This is a genomic window from Methanolobus sp., from assembly GCF_016278385.1.
Classification (GTDB): Archaea; Halobacteriota; Methanosarcinia; order Methanosarcinales; family Methanosarcinaceae; genus Methanolobus.
Map to the genome: position 1 here is coordinate 58,691 of NZ_JADQBY010000021.1, position 17,510 is coordinate 76,200.

General features: G+C 41.3%; 12 protein-coding genes. 9 read left to right on the plus strand and 3 right to left on the minus strand.

Translation table 11 applies throughout. The annotated features are described in order from the left end of the window. The first annotated feature begins 415 nt into the window (after positions 1–415). From iorA to QZZ23_RS09640, 4 genes are all read left to right on the plus strand, one after another. On the plus strand, positions 416–2,305 hold the full coding sequence (iorA, locus tag QZZ23_RS09625) for an indolepyruvate ferredoxin oxidoreductase subunit alpha (protein WP_292469400.1): 1,890 nt from the start codon (positions 416–418) through the stop codon (positions 2,303–2,305). Then, complete coding sequence (locus QZZ23_RS09630; RefSeq protein WP_292469403.1) at positions 2,302–2,913, plus strand: indolepyruvate oxidoreductase subunit beta; 612 nt, start codon at positions 2,302–2,304, stop codon at positions 2,911–2,913. Before iorA ends, QZZ23_RS09630 begins: the two co-directional genes overlap by 4 nt. 109 nt (positions 2,914–3,022) lie before the next feature. Further along, entirely contained in the window at positions 3,023–4,264 is a 1,242-nt protein-coding gene (locus QZZ23_RS09635) for a phenylacetate--CoA ligase (protein WP_366931340.1), read from the plus strand. Positions 4,265–4,589: 325 nt separating this feature from the next. Beyond that, complete coding sequence (locus QZZ23_RS09640; RefSeq protein ID WP_292469407.1) at positions 4,590–6,353, plus strand: nuclease-related domain-containing DEAD/DEAH box helicase; 1,764 nt, start codon at positions 4,590–4,592, stop codon at positions 6,351–6,353. A gap of 39 nt (positions 6,354–6,392) precedes the next feature. Here QZZ23_RS09640 and QZZ23_RS09645 read toward each other — a convergent pair whose 3' ends face one another. Next, a complete protein-coding gene (locus QZZ23_RS09645; protein ID WP_292469409.1) occupies positions 6,393–8,675 on the minus strand; it encodes a diphthine--ammonia ligase in 2,283 nt (760 codons plus the stop codon). Between the two features lie 471 nt (positions 8,676–9,146). Between QZZ23_RS09645 and QZZ23_RS09650 the strand changes: the two genes are divergently transcribed. Then, positions 9,147–12,080, plus strand: coding sequence for a chemotaxis protein CheB (locus tag QZZ23_RS09650; RefSeq protein WP_292469411.1), 2,934 nt, complete (start codon positions 9,147–9,149; stop codon positions 12,078–12,080). Between the two features lie 65 nt (positions 12,081–12,145). Further along, entirely contained in the window at positions 12,146–14,302 is a 2,157-nt protein-coding gene (locus QZZ23_RS09655; protein ID WP_292469413.1) for an ATP-binding protein, read from the plus strand. Between the two features lie 154 nt (positions 14,303–14,456). On the opposite strand, the gene QZZ23_RS09660 is transcribed toward QZZ23_RS09655, so the two are convergent. Further along, a complete protein-coding gene (locus QZZ23_RS09660) occupies positions 14,457–14,843 on the minus strand; it encodes a hypothetical protein (RefSeq protein WP_292469416.1) in 387 nt (128 codons plus the stop codon). A 281-nt stretch (positions 14,844–15,124) separates the two neighbouring features. Here QZZ23_RS09660 and QZZ23_RS09665 point away from each other — a divergent pair, with 281 nt between their 5' ends. From QZZ23_RS09665 to purQ, 3 genes are all read left to right on the plus strand, one after another. Beyond that, positions 15,125–15,712 (plus strand): CDP-alcohol phosphatidyltransferase family protein, encoded by a 588-nt coding sequence (locus tag QZZ23_RS09665; RefSeq protein WP_292469419.1) that lies wholly within the window; start codon positions 15,125–15,127, stop codon positions 15,710–15,712. Between the two features lie 126 nt (positions 15,713–15,838). Then, on the plus strand, positions 15,839–16,090 hold the full coding sequence (purS, locus tag QZZ23_RS09670; RefSeq protein WP_292469421.1) for a phosphoribosylformylglycinamidine synthase subunit PurS: 252 nt from the start codon (positions 15,839–15,841) through the stop codon (positions 16,088–16,090). Continuing rightward, on the plus strand, positions 16,087–16,782 hold the full coding sequence (gene purQ / locus QZZ23_RS09675) for a phosphoribosylformylglycinamidine synthase subunit PurQ (protein WP_292469424.1): 696 nt from the start codon (positions 16,087–16,089) through the stop codon (positions 16,780–16,782). The genes purS and purQ overlap by 4 nt, the downstream gene beginning before the upstream one ends. 13 nt (positions 16,783–16,795) lie before the next feature. On the opposite strand, the gene rnhB is transcribed toward purQ, so the two are convergent. Then, on the minus strand, positions 16,796–17,449 hold the full coding sequence (rnhB, locus tag QZZ23_RS09680) for a ribonuclease HII (protein ID WP_292469545.1): 654 nt from the start codon (positions 17,447–17,449) through the stop codon (positions 16,796–16,798). Positions 17,450–17,510: the final 61 nt, after the last annotated feature.

Sequence of the window (17,510 nt, forward strand, 5' to 3'; positions counted from 1 at the left end):
CACTTAGAGAACCGCCCACCTTCCGATCGTATCCCCTGAATCCTGTTTATTAATCATGTGCATATTCCGTGTTCGGACGAATATACAGGTGCTTGCTAAAGTTACTGGTTTTTAAAAAAATCGTTGTTTTGTAGAAAACTGAATAAAATCAATTATCAATCAGGAAAAGTTGACAAATGTCTTTAATATCGGACAGTGCATTTTGAAAAATCATTAGTTTTCATTCTCGTCTGAATATTAAGGATTTTTACAGAGCTGATTTTTGTATGACTGAAAAACCAGTGACAAAACATTTATATTTCATCAAATAAGTGCATAGGTCTGCATCAATGTATGAATATATGCAATGTTTCATATTCCGGATGTGAATCTGCTGTATAATTTCATTTTTTGTTATAATATCCATTCAAGAGGAATGACATTGACCAGTAAACGTATATTAATGGGCAACGAAGCCATCGCTTTCGGGGCCATAAAAGCCGGTGTTCAGATAGCAAGTGGTTATCCCGGTACACCTTCCAGTGAGGTCATGGAAACCATCATTTCGCATGCAAAAGAATATGGTATTTATGCAGAGTGGGCAACCAATGAAAAAGTTGCACTCGAAACTGCGGTCGGTGCTGCATATTCAGGTGCAAACGCCATTGTAACCATGAAGCAGGTTGGTCTTAACGTGGCGTCCGATCCTCTTATGAGTCTTTCATATCTGGGAGTTAAAGGTTCGCTTGTCATTCTAGTTTCTGATGATCCGGGTCCCCATTCATCCCAGACCGAACAGGATACAAGGGCATTCGGTCACTTTTCCAATATTCCTGTATTTGATCCTTCAACACCGCAGGAAGCCTATGATATGACAAAACTGGCTTTTGAGTTGTCACATGCGATGGAAACTCCTGTGATACTGAGGACAACCACCAGGGTTTCCCATGGGTGTGCAGATGTGCTTATTGAGGAAATTAATCCCGTTTCAAGGGACATAGAGGGATTTACAAAAGATACAAGGTGGACAATATTTCCCAAACTTATAACTCAGAGACACCCTCTGCTGGAAGAACTTCAGATCAGGATGTCAGATAATTTTTCAGAATATTTCAATCATAATTCTTTTAATTCAGTATCAAAAGGAAGCAGCAATATAGGAATCGCAGCTTCCGGCGTTTCCAGTCTTTATGCCAGAGAAGCGATAAAGGATTGCCAGGGAATATTTTCCCTTTTCAAGGCCGGTACTGCTTATCCTTTCCCTGAAAAAGCAGCATATGAGTTCATGAAAGATATCACTGATCTAATAGTTGTTGAGGAACTGGACCCGTATATGGAAGAACAGTTCCTGCAAATAGCAGGCAAGTATCATCTGGATATCAATATTCATGGAAAGAAAAGCGGTTCTTTCCCTGTCAGTGGCGAATATGATGTTGATGTTGCTATAGAAGGGATCAATCATGCACTTGATAAAATAGGCAGTGAATCCTGCTGTCTGTCTCATTCTGGTGCAGCCGTAAAAGCAGAAGATATTCCACCTCTTCCCATTAGAGCTCCTACTTTATGTGCCGGTTGTATGCACAGGACAGTGTTCTATGCGTTCAAGAAAGCTGCCGCTAAACTGAGATCGCAAACAGGCATTGATTCCGTATTTTCAGGTGACATAGGATGTTACACTCTTGGAAACGCACGTCCTCTTAATATGGTAAACACATGTCTTTGTATGGGTGCCGGTATAAGTATTGCTGCAGGTCTTTCTCACACTCAGGAATTCAGCAGTGGTCAGGAAGCAAAACAGGTGGCTTTCATAGGTGATTCCACATTCTTCCACTCTGGAATTGCTGCTGTTGTTAGTGCTGTTTATAACAGTGCAGACATAACAATTGCAGTCCTCGATAATCATACAACTGCAATGACAGGACATCAGCCTCATCCCGGTATAGGTGTAACTGCCATGGGCTCCCCTGCACAAATAATCGATATTGCGGAAGTCCTTAAAAGTTGCGGAGTCAGGATGGTAAAGACCATTGAAGCTGACGATCTTGATAAATGCATAGACATAGCTGGGGAGGCAATGCAATTCGAAGGTCCTTCTGCTGTGGTATTCAAAGGCAGATGTGTTGCCATATGCAAAGGAACAGGGCAGTATATTGTGGACGAAGACAAATGTATCGGTTGTAATTTGTGCATTAATCAGTTTGGCTGTCCTGCCATATTCTCAATGTCTTCAGGACTTCCTGTTATTCAGGATACCTGTAGTGGTTGTGGTCTGTGTGCACAGATATGTCCGTCTGATGCTATTGTCCCGAAAGAGGTCTCACAATGAAGTTCGATATTCTCATTGCAGGTGTAGGAGGTCAGGGTGTTGTGCTGGCTTCCCGGTTACTTGCAACGGCTGCCATGGATGCAGGTTTTCACGTAGCCACAGCCGAAACCATAGGAATGGCACAGAGGGAAGGGTCTGTAACCAGTCATGTAAGAATAGGTGATGACGTATGCGGTTCACTGATCCCTCAGGGAAAGGCAGACCTGCTTATAGGTCTTGAACCGGCTGAAGCTGCAAGAAATCTCATTTTTCTTGGGAAGGATGGTAATATGGTTGTCAATGAATATGCCATAATGCCTTCGACACAGGGTTGTGGTGAATACAACCCGGAGAAAATACTGGAATTTCTGAAGGACAGTTGTCCCGGAACAATTACTGCTGATTTCACTAAACTTGCAAAAGATGCAGGCACTTATAAAGCTGCTAACGTTGCCATGATAGCAGCGGCAGCAGGTGCAGGGCTTTTGCCATTCTCCCAGGAATATCTCTGGGGTGTGCTCGAAAAAATGATTCCGGAAAAGTACAGGGATGTTAATCGAAGGGTATTTGACATGGCTATTGAAAGTGTTTCAGGGAAGACTGGCAAGGAAACTGCTAAGGACCAATGATCATAGGGTGAAATGAATGTGTAATTGTCAGGATAACAACGGCCAGAAGTTTGCAGGGAATGTAGGTAATACTGCAGAGGACAGGAATCTCTGTGATTATGACATATCTGTGGAAAAGAGAACTGCCAGTTTCATGGACCTTTTGAAAAGAGTGACAAAAGGCAGTCCGTTCTATCAGAAAAAGTTTGCTGAATCAGGTGTGGATATTAGTAAAATAAAGACACTTGAGGATATTAGCAAACTACCCTTAACTACTAAAGAAGAACTCAGGGATGCTTATCCATTGGGACTTCAGGCAGTTCCTGATGAGGAGATAGTGAGGATACATTCATCTTCAGGTACAACAGGAAGCCCGGTAATTATTCCCTATACTAAGGGAGATGTAGAAGTCTGGGCTGATATGATGATGCGCTGCTATAAACTGGCAGGGCTTACAAATACTGACAGGATACAGATTACTCCTGGTTACGGTTTATGGACTGCAGGCATCGGATTTCAGGCAGGTGCAGAACTTCTGGGGTCTATGGCTGTTCCCATGGGTCCGGGTAATACCGAGAAGCAGCTCCAGATGATGCTTGACCTTAGATCAACTGCTCTTGCAAGTACTTCATCCTACGCTCTCCTGCTTGCGGAAGAAATTACTAAAAGAGGGCTTAAAGACAAAATAAAGCTGAAGGTCGGCATAATAGGTTCAGAACGCTGGAGTCCTAAGATGCGGGCACGTATTGAGGATGAACTGGGAATAGATACCTATGATATCTTTGGTCTGACCGAGATATATGGTCCTGGTATTGCACTTGACTGTTCACTGCATGACGGTCTTCATTACTGGTCTGACCACCTGCTCTTTGAGATTATAGATCCGGTGACAGGGGAACCCTTACCTGATGGAACCCTCGGTGAACTTGTAATTACCACATTGACAAAAGAAGGTGCTCCTCTCATACGTTACAGGACAAGGGACTTGACACGCATATTCCCTGAACCCTGCAAGTGTGGATGTCCTTTCCCACGCATAGACCGCCTGCTCGGACGTACTGATGACCGCATCAAGATCAAAGGTGTGAATGTCTATCCTGGGCAAATAGAGGATGTTATTCATCGTGTTGAAGGCGTGAGCAGTGAATATCAGATAATTCTTGAGAGGGATTGCGGAAGGGATACCATGCTTTTCAGGGTCGAGATAGAGAATGTGGATGATCCTGAGGTCAATAAGGTAAAATCAAAGCAGATGAACAAGGCATTCCACGATTTCATAGGTGTCAGTGTTGATGTGGAATGTGTTCCGATTGGAGCATTGCCTCGCAGTGAAAAGAAGAGTAAGAGGGTTATAGATAACAGGGAGATGTGAGACACACATCACTCCTTGTTTACCATTACCTCATGGCTGGTGCAGTCTAATTGGTTACTTTTTTGTTTCGATACTTCAATTTCCTTAATCTCTATTTTTTAATGGTAGATAGATTCACCCATCTGGGAATGAATTTATATCATGGGTATTTAAATTCATATACATAGTTTCATGTTAGCTACGTGGGATAGCTGGATGACGAGAAGAACGCTGAGATAAAAAAGTATCCATTTACTTAAGAAAAGGGCATATAAGAAGTATTTGTATCTTTACTTTTTAGTGTGTTAATGTATGGATTTTAGAACAGCGTGGGGAGTGTTTGACGATGGCAAATCTATATCCTTCTTTAGAAAATATTAACCGATTAAAGGTTCCTCCAACAGAGGGAGAACTGTTTTTATTAACCTTTTTGAAAGATAACTTAGAAGATGATTTTGAAGTTTATTTTCAACCGTATTTAAATGGAGATAGGCCAGATATTGTTTTGATGAAAGAAAAATCAGGAGCAATGATTATAGAAGTAAAAGATTGGAATCTAAAAAATTCAATTTACAAAAACTCCCATTTCATAAAAAATAAGTCTCCTTTAGATCAAGTATATTTCTATAAAAAAAATTTATTCAATCTTCATATCAAAGGATTGCTTGAGTTAAAAATTGAAAATCCAAAGTTAGATTTGCTAATTTCGTGCGCAGTATATTTTCACAAGGCAAAAAAAGAGGATATAGTTGAATTTGAAAAACAAAAAAGAGCAACAGCTGCGAGAAAGAATATTGAATTAATTGTTGCGGACTCTTTAACCACTACTAATTTTAAGGAAATATTATTTGAGAAAGGCCTCTACAGAGAGTCTAATGACTTTACTAATGAGCTTTACAAAAGTTTTAAGCGGTATCTTCAGCCTTCATTGCATACAATTGAAGACGGAATACCTATTATTTTCACAAAAAGACAAAAGAATCTTACTGTTAGCCAGCCAGGTGAACAAAAGATAAAAGGGGTTGTAGGTTCTGGGAAAACGTTAGTAATGGCAAGAAGGGCTGTTAGTGCACACAAAAGAACAAAAAACCATGTATTACTCTTGACTTACAATATTACATTAATAAATTATATTCATGACAAAATAAGTGATGTCAGAGAAGAATATGACTGGAAGTATTTTCATATCGTGAACTATCATCAATTTTTCAAAGCAGAAGCAAATAATCATGGTTTGAAACGCAAATCATTTGAAAACGAACTCTTTTATGAAGATGTAAAAGATGAAATAGTAAAGTATGATGCTATTTTCATTGATGAAGTTCAGGATTATAAAATAGAATGGTTACGAATTATAAAAAAGTATTTTTTAGCTGATGGAGGGGAATTTGTACTATTTGGGGATGAAAAACAAAATATTTATGAAAGAGATATGGAATCCGATAGAAAGCCTAAAACAAATGTAATAGGAAGGTGGAAAGAGCTGAATGAATCGTTTAGATTAACAACTAGAATCGCAGATATAGCAATAAAATACCAAAAGTATTTCTTCTCTGAAAAATATGATTTTGACAATATCAAAGTAATCAAACAAAAGACTATAGCAGATTTTGGACATGAAAAACCATACTTTGAATATTACTTCTTAGCAGATGGTCCAGATTCTTTGTCACAAGTCCATAAGAAGGTATATGCGATATCAACTAAACTAAACATCCAGCCTAATGATATTTGCATACTTTCATCGAAAAAACAAACACTAATTGATTTAGATTTTGTAATCCGAAGTGATACAAATGAAAAAACAGAAATGATGTGTGTAACAAAAGAAGTTTCAGAATCAGTGAATAACGATAAATTAGAACGTATTGAAAAAAGCAAGAAGCTTCATTTTTGGATGAATTCAGGAACAATGAAATTGTCTACAATTCATAGTTTTAAGGGATTGGAAATTTCTACTCTATTCTTAATCATTGAAAAGAATCCAGCTATAGATAATCATGAAGAGCTAATTTATACAGGTATCACAAGATGCATTCGCAATTTAGTTGTAATCAATATCGGGCACCCTAAATATGATTCATTTTTTAAAAAGATAGAAAGAACATAATCGTGCAGAGCAAAATAATGTATGTGGATGAATGTTGTATCACTCTTTATCCACAAGCACAGCATTACTAATAACCACTTTTGCAGTATACTCATCCCTCTCGATGACTTCCATTTCCCTTATTTCTATTTTTTTGTGATACATCGGTCCGTCCGTTACAAAACTTTCGAACTCACCGCCTTCGCCAGCGACATTGAGTCCTATCTTCTCATTGAGCTTGACAAGTTTTTCGATGTCCTTTTCTCCTATTATTCTTCCGACCCAGCTTTTGTCAAGGCCGTATGCAGCCACACTGCTGAAGATGAACTCGAACCCAATGTCTAAAAGTTGATGCATCTCTTTCTCCTGGTCGATGTGCCACAGGGGTGAGAATACCTTTAGCCCGAGTTCGTCGCAAACCCTTTCTATCCTCTCACGCTGGTAATTTGAATAGAGGGCTCCGGTGACCACGCCTTCGATGCCGAACTCATCATTTGCACGGATGATGGCGTTCTTCATATCATCGAGTTCTTTTTCCTTCTCACCCTTTGTCATTTCTTCAATAAGCGGTATTCCCATGGCTTCTGCCTGAAGGCGTGCAAGATCTATGTTCGGGGTGTGGAACATATATGAATCAAGGTTCTGGCTCTTGATGGTGATAAGACACTCGATGGAATAGTTCTGTTGCTGCATTATGTGCATAGCATAGTTGCTATCCTTGCCTGAACTGAAAAGCACGCCTAACTTGAGGTTTGGCTGGTCGTAGAATTGTTTCAGGTATTCGGTCTTTGTCTTGCATCCTGCTTTCTTTGCAAGTTTGCCAATAGCTTTGTCGAATCGGCTTCCATATTGAGCTGCCTGTTTTTTACGCTGGCTAACCTGAGCAGGAATTCCAAGCTCATCGGCAAGCAGACGTAAAATGATTTTATTCTGCTCTTTGTTGATCTTGTACTCAGGAGGTATCTTTAGACAATAGTCCACGAAACTCTTGTCAAGATAAGGAACCCGCAGCTCTATATTGTTGTTCATGGAAACAACATCATCACGATAGGTGTTCTTCTCGTATATCTTCAGTACATCGGCATAGCAATCCCTGCTTATGTCGGTGGAACGCTTGTGGCGATCATAGCCGGCGAATACTTCATCAGCTCCTGATCCGGAGAACATTACCCTGATGCCATCTTCCTTTGCAGCAACACATGCTGCGTACATTGTCAGTGCCACTCCAACTTTTGGTACATTTGTATCTTCAACAAGAGGAACCACATCTTTGAGGTAAGTCTCCACCTCATCCAGTCCTATGCTTTTGACCTTCAGGTCAAGTCCAAGTTTTTCTGCCATCATCCTGGAGTATTCCACATCAGGAGGAAGCTGCACTTCGGAGAGACCTGCGGTGTAACAGGTAAAATCAATTCCTGGTTTTTTGCCCATTATCTTACACATGCATGCAATGATGGTAGAGTCCAGACCGCCGGAAAAGAGAATGCCGAATTTCTCATCAGGCATACGTATAGACACAGCATTTTCCAGTAGTTCTCTCATATGTTCTTCAACTTCTGTGATGCTGCCTTCATGCAGGGGTGTTATGGAAAAGAACTCCCGGTTATACTTTTCTATGCTGCCGGTTTTGATGTTGTAGGCAAAGATTTCCCTGGGATTGAGTTCCTTTATATCTGTAAATCCGGATATTGCAAGTGCTTTCTTTTCAGATGCAAAGGAAAAGCCATCGTAGAGGCTATACCAGAGTGGTTTGAGACCTACGATATCTCTTGCAGTATAGACAATGTCATTCAGCCAGTATGCAAGTGCATATACTCCTATAACCTCACGCAATATCCTGTCAATAGTCTGCATTACGTCAGCTGGGGAGCAGGAGTTATTCTCTGCATCAAATAACTGTTTCTCGATGAGCTTTATCAGTAGATCCGTGTCGTTCTCTGCTTCGATACTGTATTTTTCTGCAAGTTCTTTCCAATTGTATATCTCGCAGTTCGCAACGATCTTTCCTTTATAGACAATTGGTTGAAGCACGAAGTTAACCATCGAGTGAAGCCGATGTCCGAATACATTATTTTCTGATATACCGGAGTCAAGTTCAAGAGAATTGACATTTTCTGCACGGTAAAGTTCGTTCTCAGTACAAACTCCTATACCATCAAGTCCTCTGTTCTTTGTTATTTCCAGAGCTTGCAAGGTATGTTCCATTGCATTTTCGTTGTTGAAGAATCCTGTAATTGAGCACATATTTTCAGCTGGTGATTGTATTTTGAGTTCAAAAAAGCGTTCCAGTCTGATAAAGGCTTTGAGTACATCAGAGTTTTCAAAAGCATATTCAATTGACAATTCTTACAGGTTTATTTCATAAATTGTTCGCTGGCAGGAATTATGTTTATATTGTTGCACAACATAACAAAAAACATAACTGCATGTTTGTATTGCGTGGTTTCAATCTTGTAAATATAAAGCCTGTCAATAGATTGAAAGGAAGAGGAAAGAAATGAAAAAAAGATCACAATTATATGATTCCAGTTGGTTCTCCCCATTTATAGTTAACGAAAATGATTTTTCTTATAAATTCGGTATTATGGATCTATCAGGCTGCCAATCGTAGTTCTTTCCGGCTTTTTTGACTATGTTTGAACATACTAGTCAAGGAGGTCAGCGATTAATAAGATGGAATTCAGAGTTAACGATGTTGATGTCATCATGACTGCAAAAAAGAAAGACACATAAAAAAAAACAATAACAGAAACCGGTGGCACACGGGCATCCCAGACACAGAGTCATGTAGAGGAAGCAGCCAGCACTCAAAAGATGACTTTAAACGACACTGACAGTTTTCCAATTGTGGGTATCGGCGCCTCGGCAGGAGGCCTCGCTGCTTTTGAGGCTTTCTTTTCAGGTATGCCTTCTGACACTGATCCGAATATGGCTTTCGTCCTGGTACAACATCTTGCCCCGGACCACAAAAGCCTCCTAACCGACCTGATTCAGCGCTATACTCGCATGAAAGTATTCGAGGTTGAAGATGGCATGGTGGTTCGTCCGAATTGTGCTTACATCATCCCGCCAAATCGGGACATGGCATTTCTCAACGGTTCTCTCCAACTTCTGGAACCATCCGCTCCCCGTGGTCAGCGCTTACCTATTGATTTCTTTTTCCGGTCTTTGGCCCATGATCAGCACGAGCGTGCCATCTGTGTCGTGCTTTCCGGCACTGGCAGCGACGGTACCCTGGGTGTGCGTGCTATAAAGGGCGAGGGAGGTATGGTCATGGTCCAGAATCCTGAATCTACCGAGTTTGACGGAATGCCACGAAGTGTCATTGCTACCGGCATGGTGGACTACGAATTACCACCGGCTGAAATGCCTTCGCAGATCATCGCATATGTAGCTCATGCTTTTGGAAAATCTCCCTTACCTACTACTGTTCCCATCCACAATGTAGAAAATGCACTAAATAAGATATTCATCCTGTTACGTGCCCAGACAGGCCACGACTTTTCCCAGTACAAACCAACCACTATCCTACGCCGTATTGAAAGGCGTATGGCTGTCCATCAGATTGATACGCTGGAAGAATACCTCAAATATTTCCAGCAGACACCTGTAGAGGTGGAAGCCCTCTTTGGCGACTTGTTGATTGGTGTGACTAATTTTTTCCGCGACCCTGACGCCTTCAAAGTCCTTGAAGAACAGGTCATCCCCAAGCTCTTTGCCGACAAGTCATTAGATGGTATGATTCGAATTTGGTCGGCAGGATGCTCTACGGGTGAAGAGGCATATTCCCTTGCAATTATGCTAGCTGAATATCAAAAAGTACTAAAACAGAGAGTCAAAGTACAAGTATTTGCCACTGACATTGACAGCCGGGCAATTGCCGTAGCTCGTGCTGGTATTTATCCATCCAGCATCGCTGCTAATATCTCACCGGAACGATTATCGCGTTTCTTTGTGGCTGAGCCTGATGGTAGTACTTATCGTATTCATAAAAGCATTCGTGACATGCTTGTCTTTTCCGAACAGAACGTGATTAAAGACCCACCCTTCTCAAAATTAGACTTAATAAGTTGTCGTAATCTCCTCATCTACATGAGTGGAGATTTGCAAAAAAAGCTTATTCCTCTGTTCCATTATGCTCTTAACCCGGGTGGATTTCTTTTCCTGGGCACCTCTGAGACAGTAGGTGATTTCAACAATCATTTTTCCGTGCTGGACCGTAGATCTAAGATATATCAGCGCAAAGACGATTTTCATAACTCACAGCGTGCCATTCCTTCTCTCTTGCTACCCATGAAAACAAATGCAACACTGGTGCCGGCTAGCGGCAAGACATCGGTTCCCGGCAAACTATCGTTGTGTGAACTGGCTGAAACAGCCCTCTTGCAGTATGCCACTCCGGTAGCTGTACTTGTCAATGACCAGGGAGATATACTCTATATCCATGGCCGCACTGGCATGTATCTGGAACCAGCTCCGGGTGAGGTAGGCGTCAACAACATCCTCAAGATGGCCCGTGAAGGATTGCAGCGTGAACTTACCATGGCCCTGCACAAAGCAACGGTAAACAAAGAAGTTGTGCGATGTCTGGGTCTGCGTGTCAAAACCTACGGTCAGATCAACACTGTCAACCTCACTGTGCGACCAGTAATGACAGGTCTTGCTGAAACGCAGAAAATGCCCCTGTATCTGATAATCCTTGAGGAAGTAAAGCCTCTGGAACTAGAACAAACGCATATAATACCTGCATTGCATGCTATTGCAGAAGATAACAGTATCAAGATTACAGACACAGATGCGCGTATTGTGGCACTTAAGCAGGAACTGCGGGCCAAGGAAGAATATCTCCATACCACCAATGAGGAACTGGAGACCTCCAACGAGGAGCTCAAATCCTCCAACGAGGAGATGCAGTCGGTTAACGAGGAATTGCAATCCACTAATGAAGAGTTGGAAACCTCTAAAGAGGAATTACAATCGGTGAATGAAGAATTGGCCACTGTCAACACTGAACTGCAAACCAAGGTTGTAGATCTCGGACAGGCCAATAATGACATGAACAATTTGCTGGCTGGCACTGGCATTGGCACTGTCTTTGTGGATATAAGGCTGCGAATCCTGCGATTCACTCCCTCTGTTACCAAAATCATTAATCTTATTCAGGGTGATATAGGACGGCCAGTGGGTCATGTTGTTTCTAACATGACCGGATACGACGATTTGGTGGCAGATATACAAATGGTTCTGGACACTTTGATTCCTAAGGAGATGGAAGTAAAGACTCTGTCGGGGACATGGTATGCAATGCGCATCCAGCCTTACCGAACAATAGATAATGTTATCGAAGGTGCAGTAATCACTTTTGTTGATATTACCAGCTCAAAAGAACTACAGGAAGAGCTACGATTAAACGAAGAACGCATGCGAATTGCACTAAATATCTCTCCTGTTATGGTCTTTAATCAGGATAAAAAATTGCGTTATACATGGATATATAATCCACATGTTGCATTTTCCACCGACTCGGTTATTGGCAAGACCGATGCCGACTTACTGCTGGCAGAGGACGCTGCCAGACTTACAGCAATTAAACGAGATGTACTGGAAAACGGGGAGGTAAATCGGCAGGAGATTCGTATCATCATAGATGGAAAAGCGCTTTCATATAATATGACAGTGGATCCGTTGTATGATGTTGCTGGTAACATCATAGGAATAACTGGTGTCTTAATGAACATAACAGGATAGAAACGTCAAGCTACTTGATGATACTATGGGGAATATTCGCCTGAAAATAAGTGTGGGGGTACACAATGAAAAGCAAATATTTACAACATATAGACTCTGCCGAACTTCGTAGGCAGGCCGAGGAGATTGCCTGGGTAAAAGCGTTGATGTCACCGGAAAGCCTTGAAGGGCAGCTGCCTGAAGAAACACGACAGATGCTCCATGAACTTCGAGTGCATCAGATCGAGCTGGAGATGCAGAACGAGGAATTGCGCCGGTCGCAGTTGGAAGTTGATGCCACACGGGCACGCTATTTCGACCTCTACGATCTAGCGCCGGTGGGTTATTGCACGATTAGTGAAAATGGGCTTATACTTGAGGCAAACCTCACTGCTGCCACTTTATTGGGAGTGAATCGAATTTCACTGGTCAAACAATCAGTCACTCGTTTGATCTTAAAAGAGGACCAGGACATCTATTACCGGCACCTTAAGCAGCTTTTTGAGACCGGGAAACCTCAGGCTTGCGAGTTGAGAATGATGAAACAGGATGGTACACCATTCTGGACACTACTGGAAGCCACAGTCGGAAAAGAAGTCAATGGTACATCCATCTGTCGTGTCGTGATGAGCGATATCAACAAACTCAAGACACTGGAAAAAAACCTGATAATTGAAAAAGAAAAAGCCCAGGAAGCCACCAAGGTCAAGGGTGAGTTTTTGGCTAATATGTCTCACGAAATACGTACACCCATGAACGGTATGATTGGTATGGCTGGTCTGCTTCTGGACACTGAACTTGATAATGAACAACGATATTATGTAGAGACGATGCAGGAAAGTGGAGAAGTATTACATGTTCTTATCAATGATATACTGGATTTTTCAAAGATTGAGGCAGGTAAATTAGAAATTAAGATGCTTGACTTTAATCTGCACAATGTACTGGACAATTTTACTACCACACTATCCATAAGAGCCCATGACAAAGGATTGAACTTGATCTGCACAGTACAACCAGATGTACCAGATTACATTGTAGGAGATCCTAGACGTCTGCAGCAGGTGTTGACCAATCTTGTTGGCAATGCCATTAAGTTCACGCATCAGGGAGAAGTGGCTGTAAATGTAACCATTGAGTCCGAAACGGATGCATCAGTAGTATTGCGTTTTTCAGTTCAGGATACTGGTATTGGTATTCCAGAGGACAAAATAGACCATCTATTCGACAAGTTCTATCAAGTCGATAGTTCTACAACACGTCAATATGGTGGCACTGGGCTTGGTCTTGCCATCTCCAAACAGCTTGTGGAAATTATGGGGGGAGAAATTGGTGTTAAAAGCGAGGAAGACAAAGGTTCAGAGTTCTGGTTCACACTAAGTGTTACCAGACAGCAAGAGCATGAGATTACAAAACTTCAATCATCGGTTAACAGACATGTTACTCATGGAGTTAGTGCCAATTATGTAAAGATCCTGTTAGCTGAGGATAGTATAATCAACCAGAAGGTGGCTCAGAGCATGTTAAAGAAACTGGGTTTTCAGGTAGATATTGTATCCAATGGCAAAGAAGCAATAAAAGCCCTTAAAATGAATCCTTGTGATCTGGTGCTTATGGATGTGCAAATGCCCGAGATGGATGGACTGGAGGCTACACGACTTATCCGCAGCCCGGATTCTGGAGTTCTCGATAGATCAGTACCGATAATTGCAATGACAGCACATGTTATGACAGGTGATCGGGAATATTTCATAGAAGCTGGCATGGATGATTACATTTCAAAACCGGTTTCATTTGAGTCTCTTGAGGAAATGCTAGGTAAATGGTTTAAAATGCAGCCAGAAGAGAAAACAAAGGATAGTTCACCAGCGGGAGATACGTTAAAGACTGCAGAACCATTGGTTCTGGACAGGGAGATTCTTTTTAAAAATACAATGGGTGATAAGGATCTATCTCGTGAATTGATTACACTTCTTCTGCAAGAGATTCCAAAAATGATCGAGTTGCTCAAGGAAAGCATCGATAAGGGTGAAGTATCCGATGCCAGCTTTCATGTACATAAGATCAAAGGTAGTTCGGCAAACACTGGCTGTATGGCCCTGTCCGGTGTTGCTGCCCGGATGGAGGAAGTAGGCAAGATGGGTAAACTGGATGAAATTGCCGTTATTATTCCAGAGCTGGAAAGGCAGTTTGAGTTGCTTATGAGCAGGCTTAAGGATGCTAAAGATTACATTCTTGATTGAAATAAACAGGTAGCACAGATCTTTGTGAATGTTAGTTTGAAAACCAGTAAATAATACTTATACCGTTAATCCTTCACTTTATAGATAAATAACATTTAGAAGTCCATGTATGGTCTAGCTTACATATGGACACAGATATAAAAAAATAATGCGCTCAGGGCTTACAGTCAAGAGCAACACGTTCTTTCGGTGAAAGAGATATGTAGAATCTCATAATATCATCCGGGTTCATATCCACACCCAGGTTATATCCGTTTGCTCTGCCAGCTTTGAGGAAAAGCTCTTCCTTTTCATGCTTTTTGAGCATGAGATTTTCTACTTCCCCATTGCTAAGTGTTGACATGTCAACTTTTTTGAGGAGACCTATGAGCAAGAAGTTATTCTCAATACGTTGATAATGGTTCTCTATCTTGTTCTCGACTTTATTTTCAGGCTCGAACAAATAGGCAGTCTCGCCATTAGAACTCTTGTATGCCAGTGATATATTTTTAAGCACCAGTTTTCCGTTTTCACAGACCAGTATCTTGCGCTCAGTCTTCATTTCATTGCCTCTGTTTGTTTATTGCAGAATCCAAGTCAACAGATCATTCATGCAAATCATGGGATTACGATCAGTTTATGACTACTTGTGTTTGTATCTACACTTGAAGCTTCTCTAATCTGTTATTTAAAGTTATCTACACTATTCTATCTAATGAGTATCATCATTATGAGGGTGCGCTTTTAAAATGTGTCCTTTCAAACGCAGGAATGCAATGCCTGAAATATAAAGAACTTCTAAAGGACTTGTAGAAGCTTACAAAGGCAGAGGATAAATGTTACATGTTCAACGAATTAAAGAATACAATAAGAGCATCGATATTGCCACTTGTAAAATGGATACCATTGTCCCCTAACTCGCTTACCATAATCGGTTTGCTAATAAGCATTTGGGCTGCATATGTATTTTCAACAGGTAATCTTCATGGGGGTGCTTTGTTAATACTCTTCAGTGGTTTCTTCGACATGATAGACGGTGCAGTTGCACGGGCAAAAAACTGCATGACCGCCTTTGGTGCAGTACTTGATTCTGTATGCGACAGGTATGGTGATGCTATTATCTTTGTGGGTGTGATCTACGGAATTATCGCAGGGAATATTTTTCTGACAGATTTCTTCTCAATTCCCATGTGGCTATGGCTTATGTTTGCAATCATCGGTTCCTATCTTGTGAGCTATGTGCGTTCAAGGGCAGAAACTGCTGGTGTCAGGTCAATGAATATAGGTGTAGCTGAGAGGCCGGAACGTATGCTTATACTTGTAGCAGGTTCTTTGAGTGGTTATCTTGGCGAAGCAATTCTTGTTATCGTGATCCTTACACATATAACGATGGTACAGCGCCTTCTTCATGCAAAGAAGATGCTTGCATGAGTGACATGATAGGGATAAGTGGATAATGTTTTCAATGCAAAGGTTATAATAGCAGACGTTATTATTAAATGCCTGAGTTAATTTTATTATAATATACTATCATCAAATGAAAGATGAGGATTCCAAATGCAATATCAAGCAGATGTAACCATTGAACTTAAAAGCGGTATGCTTGACCCTGAAGGGACAACCATCAAAAGAGCACTTGAACACTTAGGGTACAAGGCTGAGAGTGTAAAAACAGCAAAGAAATACACAATTGATCTTCAGGCAGAGAGCATCCATGCTGCAAGGGAAACAGTCGAGGAAATGTGCCAGAAACTGATCGCCAATCCAATTATCCATAATTATTCCATTTCCTTGAGGGAACTGCAATGAGTATAGGTATTGTACAGTTTGGTGGCAGCAATTGTGACCTTGACGTGTTACATGTCCTGAAGGATGTTATCGGAGTTGACGCTGAACTTGTATGGTACAAGGAAGAGAACCTTGAACGTTTTGAAGGAATAGTTATTCCCGGGGGATTCTCATACGGTGACTACCTCAGAGCAGGTGCTATTGCCGCACGTACTCCTATCATGACATCCGTCAAGGGAATGGCAGAGGCAGGTAAACCTGTAATTGGTATCTGTAATGGTTTTCAGGTCCTAACGGAGTCAGGGCTTCTTGAAGGTGCACTGACAACCAACAATTATCCCAAGTTCAAATGCGAGTCAACTTTGCTGAGGGTAGAATCTACTGACACTCCCTTCACTTCAAAGTTTAAGAAAGGAGATGTTGTAAGCATACCAATTGCCCATATGGAAGGTAATTTCTATGCAGATGAACTCACACTTTCAAGTCTTGAGGATAATGCTCAGGTAGTCTTCAGGTACGTGGACAAGAACGGAAAAGCAACAGATGAGGCAAATCCGAATGGCTCACAGGAAAATATTGCAGGTATCGTAAGTGCAAAAAAGAATGTGCTTGGCATGATGCCCCATCCTGAAAGAGCATCCGAGGATATCCTGGGTTCAAAAGACGGAATCAAAATATTCGAATCAATGGTGGAGTTCATCTCCAGCCAATGATATTTTTAATATTTTATTCTTCTTTTTTCATAACATTCTCTGCAGTTTTCCATGAATGCCTGACAAAATCAGGTAAACTTCCATGCTCTTTGTACCAGTTTGCAAGAAAATGTTTTGTTTTCGGGTCTGAAGGATAACCACTTCCAAAATCGACTTCGTTCTCTATTTTGAGTTCCTCTATCAATTCATCCCTGCGTACTTTAGCTACAATTGAAGCAGCAGAAACAACAGGATAAGTAGCATCAGCCCGATGCTTTGAAACAATAGACATTTCATTGGTTTTATCAGGATAGTTCTTTTTGTACTCGTCCATAAGTCTTCTTCCAAATCTCTCTTCATTCACATCAGCAGCATCAGCATAGGCTGTTTGGGGATGGAGTTGTCCCAGTACTTTTGAAAAAGCAACGACCATAATATCATTCATGCTCATAAGTTTTCGAAGCTCATCTATCTGTCCGGCTGATATTTCAAGAACAAAGACCTTTTCTGAATACTTTTCGATCTGCCGGGCAAGCTGTGGTCTCTTTTTGCGACTTATTTTTTTTGAGTCTGCAACGCCAAGATTTTTCAGTGTATTCGTCTTAGACTCATCCAGCAGCACACCTCCTACACACATAGGTCCTATAACTGGTCCTTTCCCCGCTTCATCTATTCCGGCAATTTTCATCTTATCTGTTCCTGATAGCAACTATCAGTATCAATGCTGTTGATTCTAAAAAAAGTATTTG

Coding starts and splice junctions, on each gene's coding strand:
- purS (WP_292469421.1), top strand. CDS start 15,839: ATGCAATATCAAGCAGATGTAACCATTGAACTTAAAAGCGGTATGCTT.
- QZZ23_RS09640 (WP_292469407.1), top strand. CDS start 4,590: ATGGCAAATCTATATCCTTCTTTAGAAAATATTAACCGATTAAAGGTT.
- rnhB (WP_292469545.1), bottom strand. CDS start 17,449: ATGAAAATTGCCGGAATAGATGAAGCGGGGAAAGGACCAGTTATAGGA.
- purQ (WP_292469424.1), top strand. CDS start 16,087: ATGAGTATAGGTATTGTACAGTTTGGTGGCAGCAATTGTGACCTTGAC.
- QZZ23_RS09665 (WP_292469419.1), top strand. CDS start 15,125: ATGTTCAACGAATTAAAGAATACAATAAGAGCATCGATATTGCCACTT.
- QZZ23_RS09655 (WP_292469413.1), top strand. CDS start 12,146: ATGAAAAGCAAATATTTACAACATATAGACTCTGCCGAACTTCGTAGG.
- QZZ23_RS09660 (WP_292469416.1), bottom strand. CDS start 14,843: ATGAAGACTGAGCGCAAGATACTGGTCTGTGAAAACGGAAAACTGGTG.
- iorA (WP_292469400.1), top strand. CDS start 416: ATGACATTGACCAGTAAACGTATATTAATGGGCAACGAAGCCATCGCT.
- QZZ23_RS09650 (WP_292469411.1), top strand. CDS start 9,147: ATGACTTTAAACGACACTGACAGTTTTCCAATTGTGGGTATCGGCGCC.
- QZZ23_RS09630 (WP_292469403.1), top strand. CDS start 2,302: ATGAAGTTCGATATTCTCATTGCAGGTGTAGGAGGTCAGGGTGTTGTG.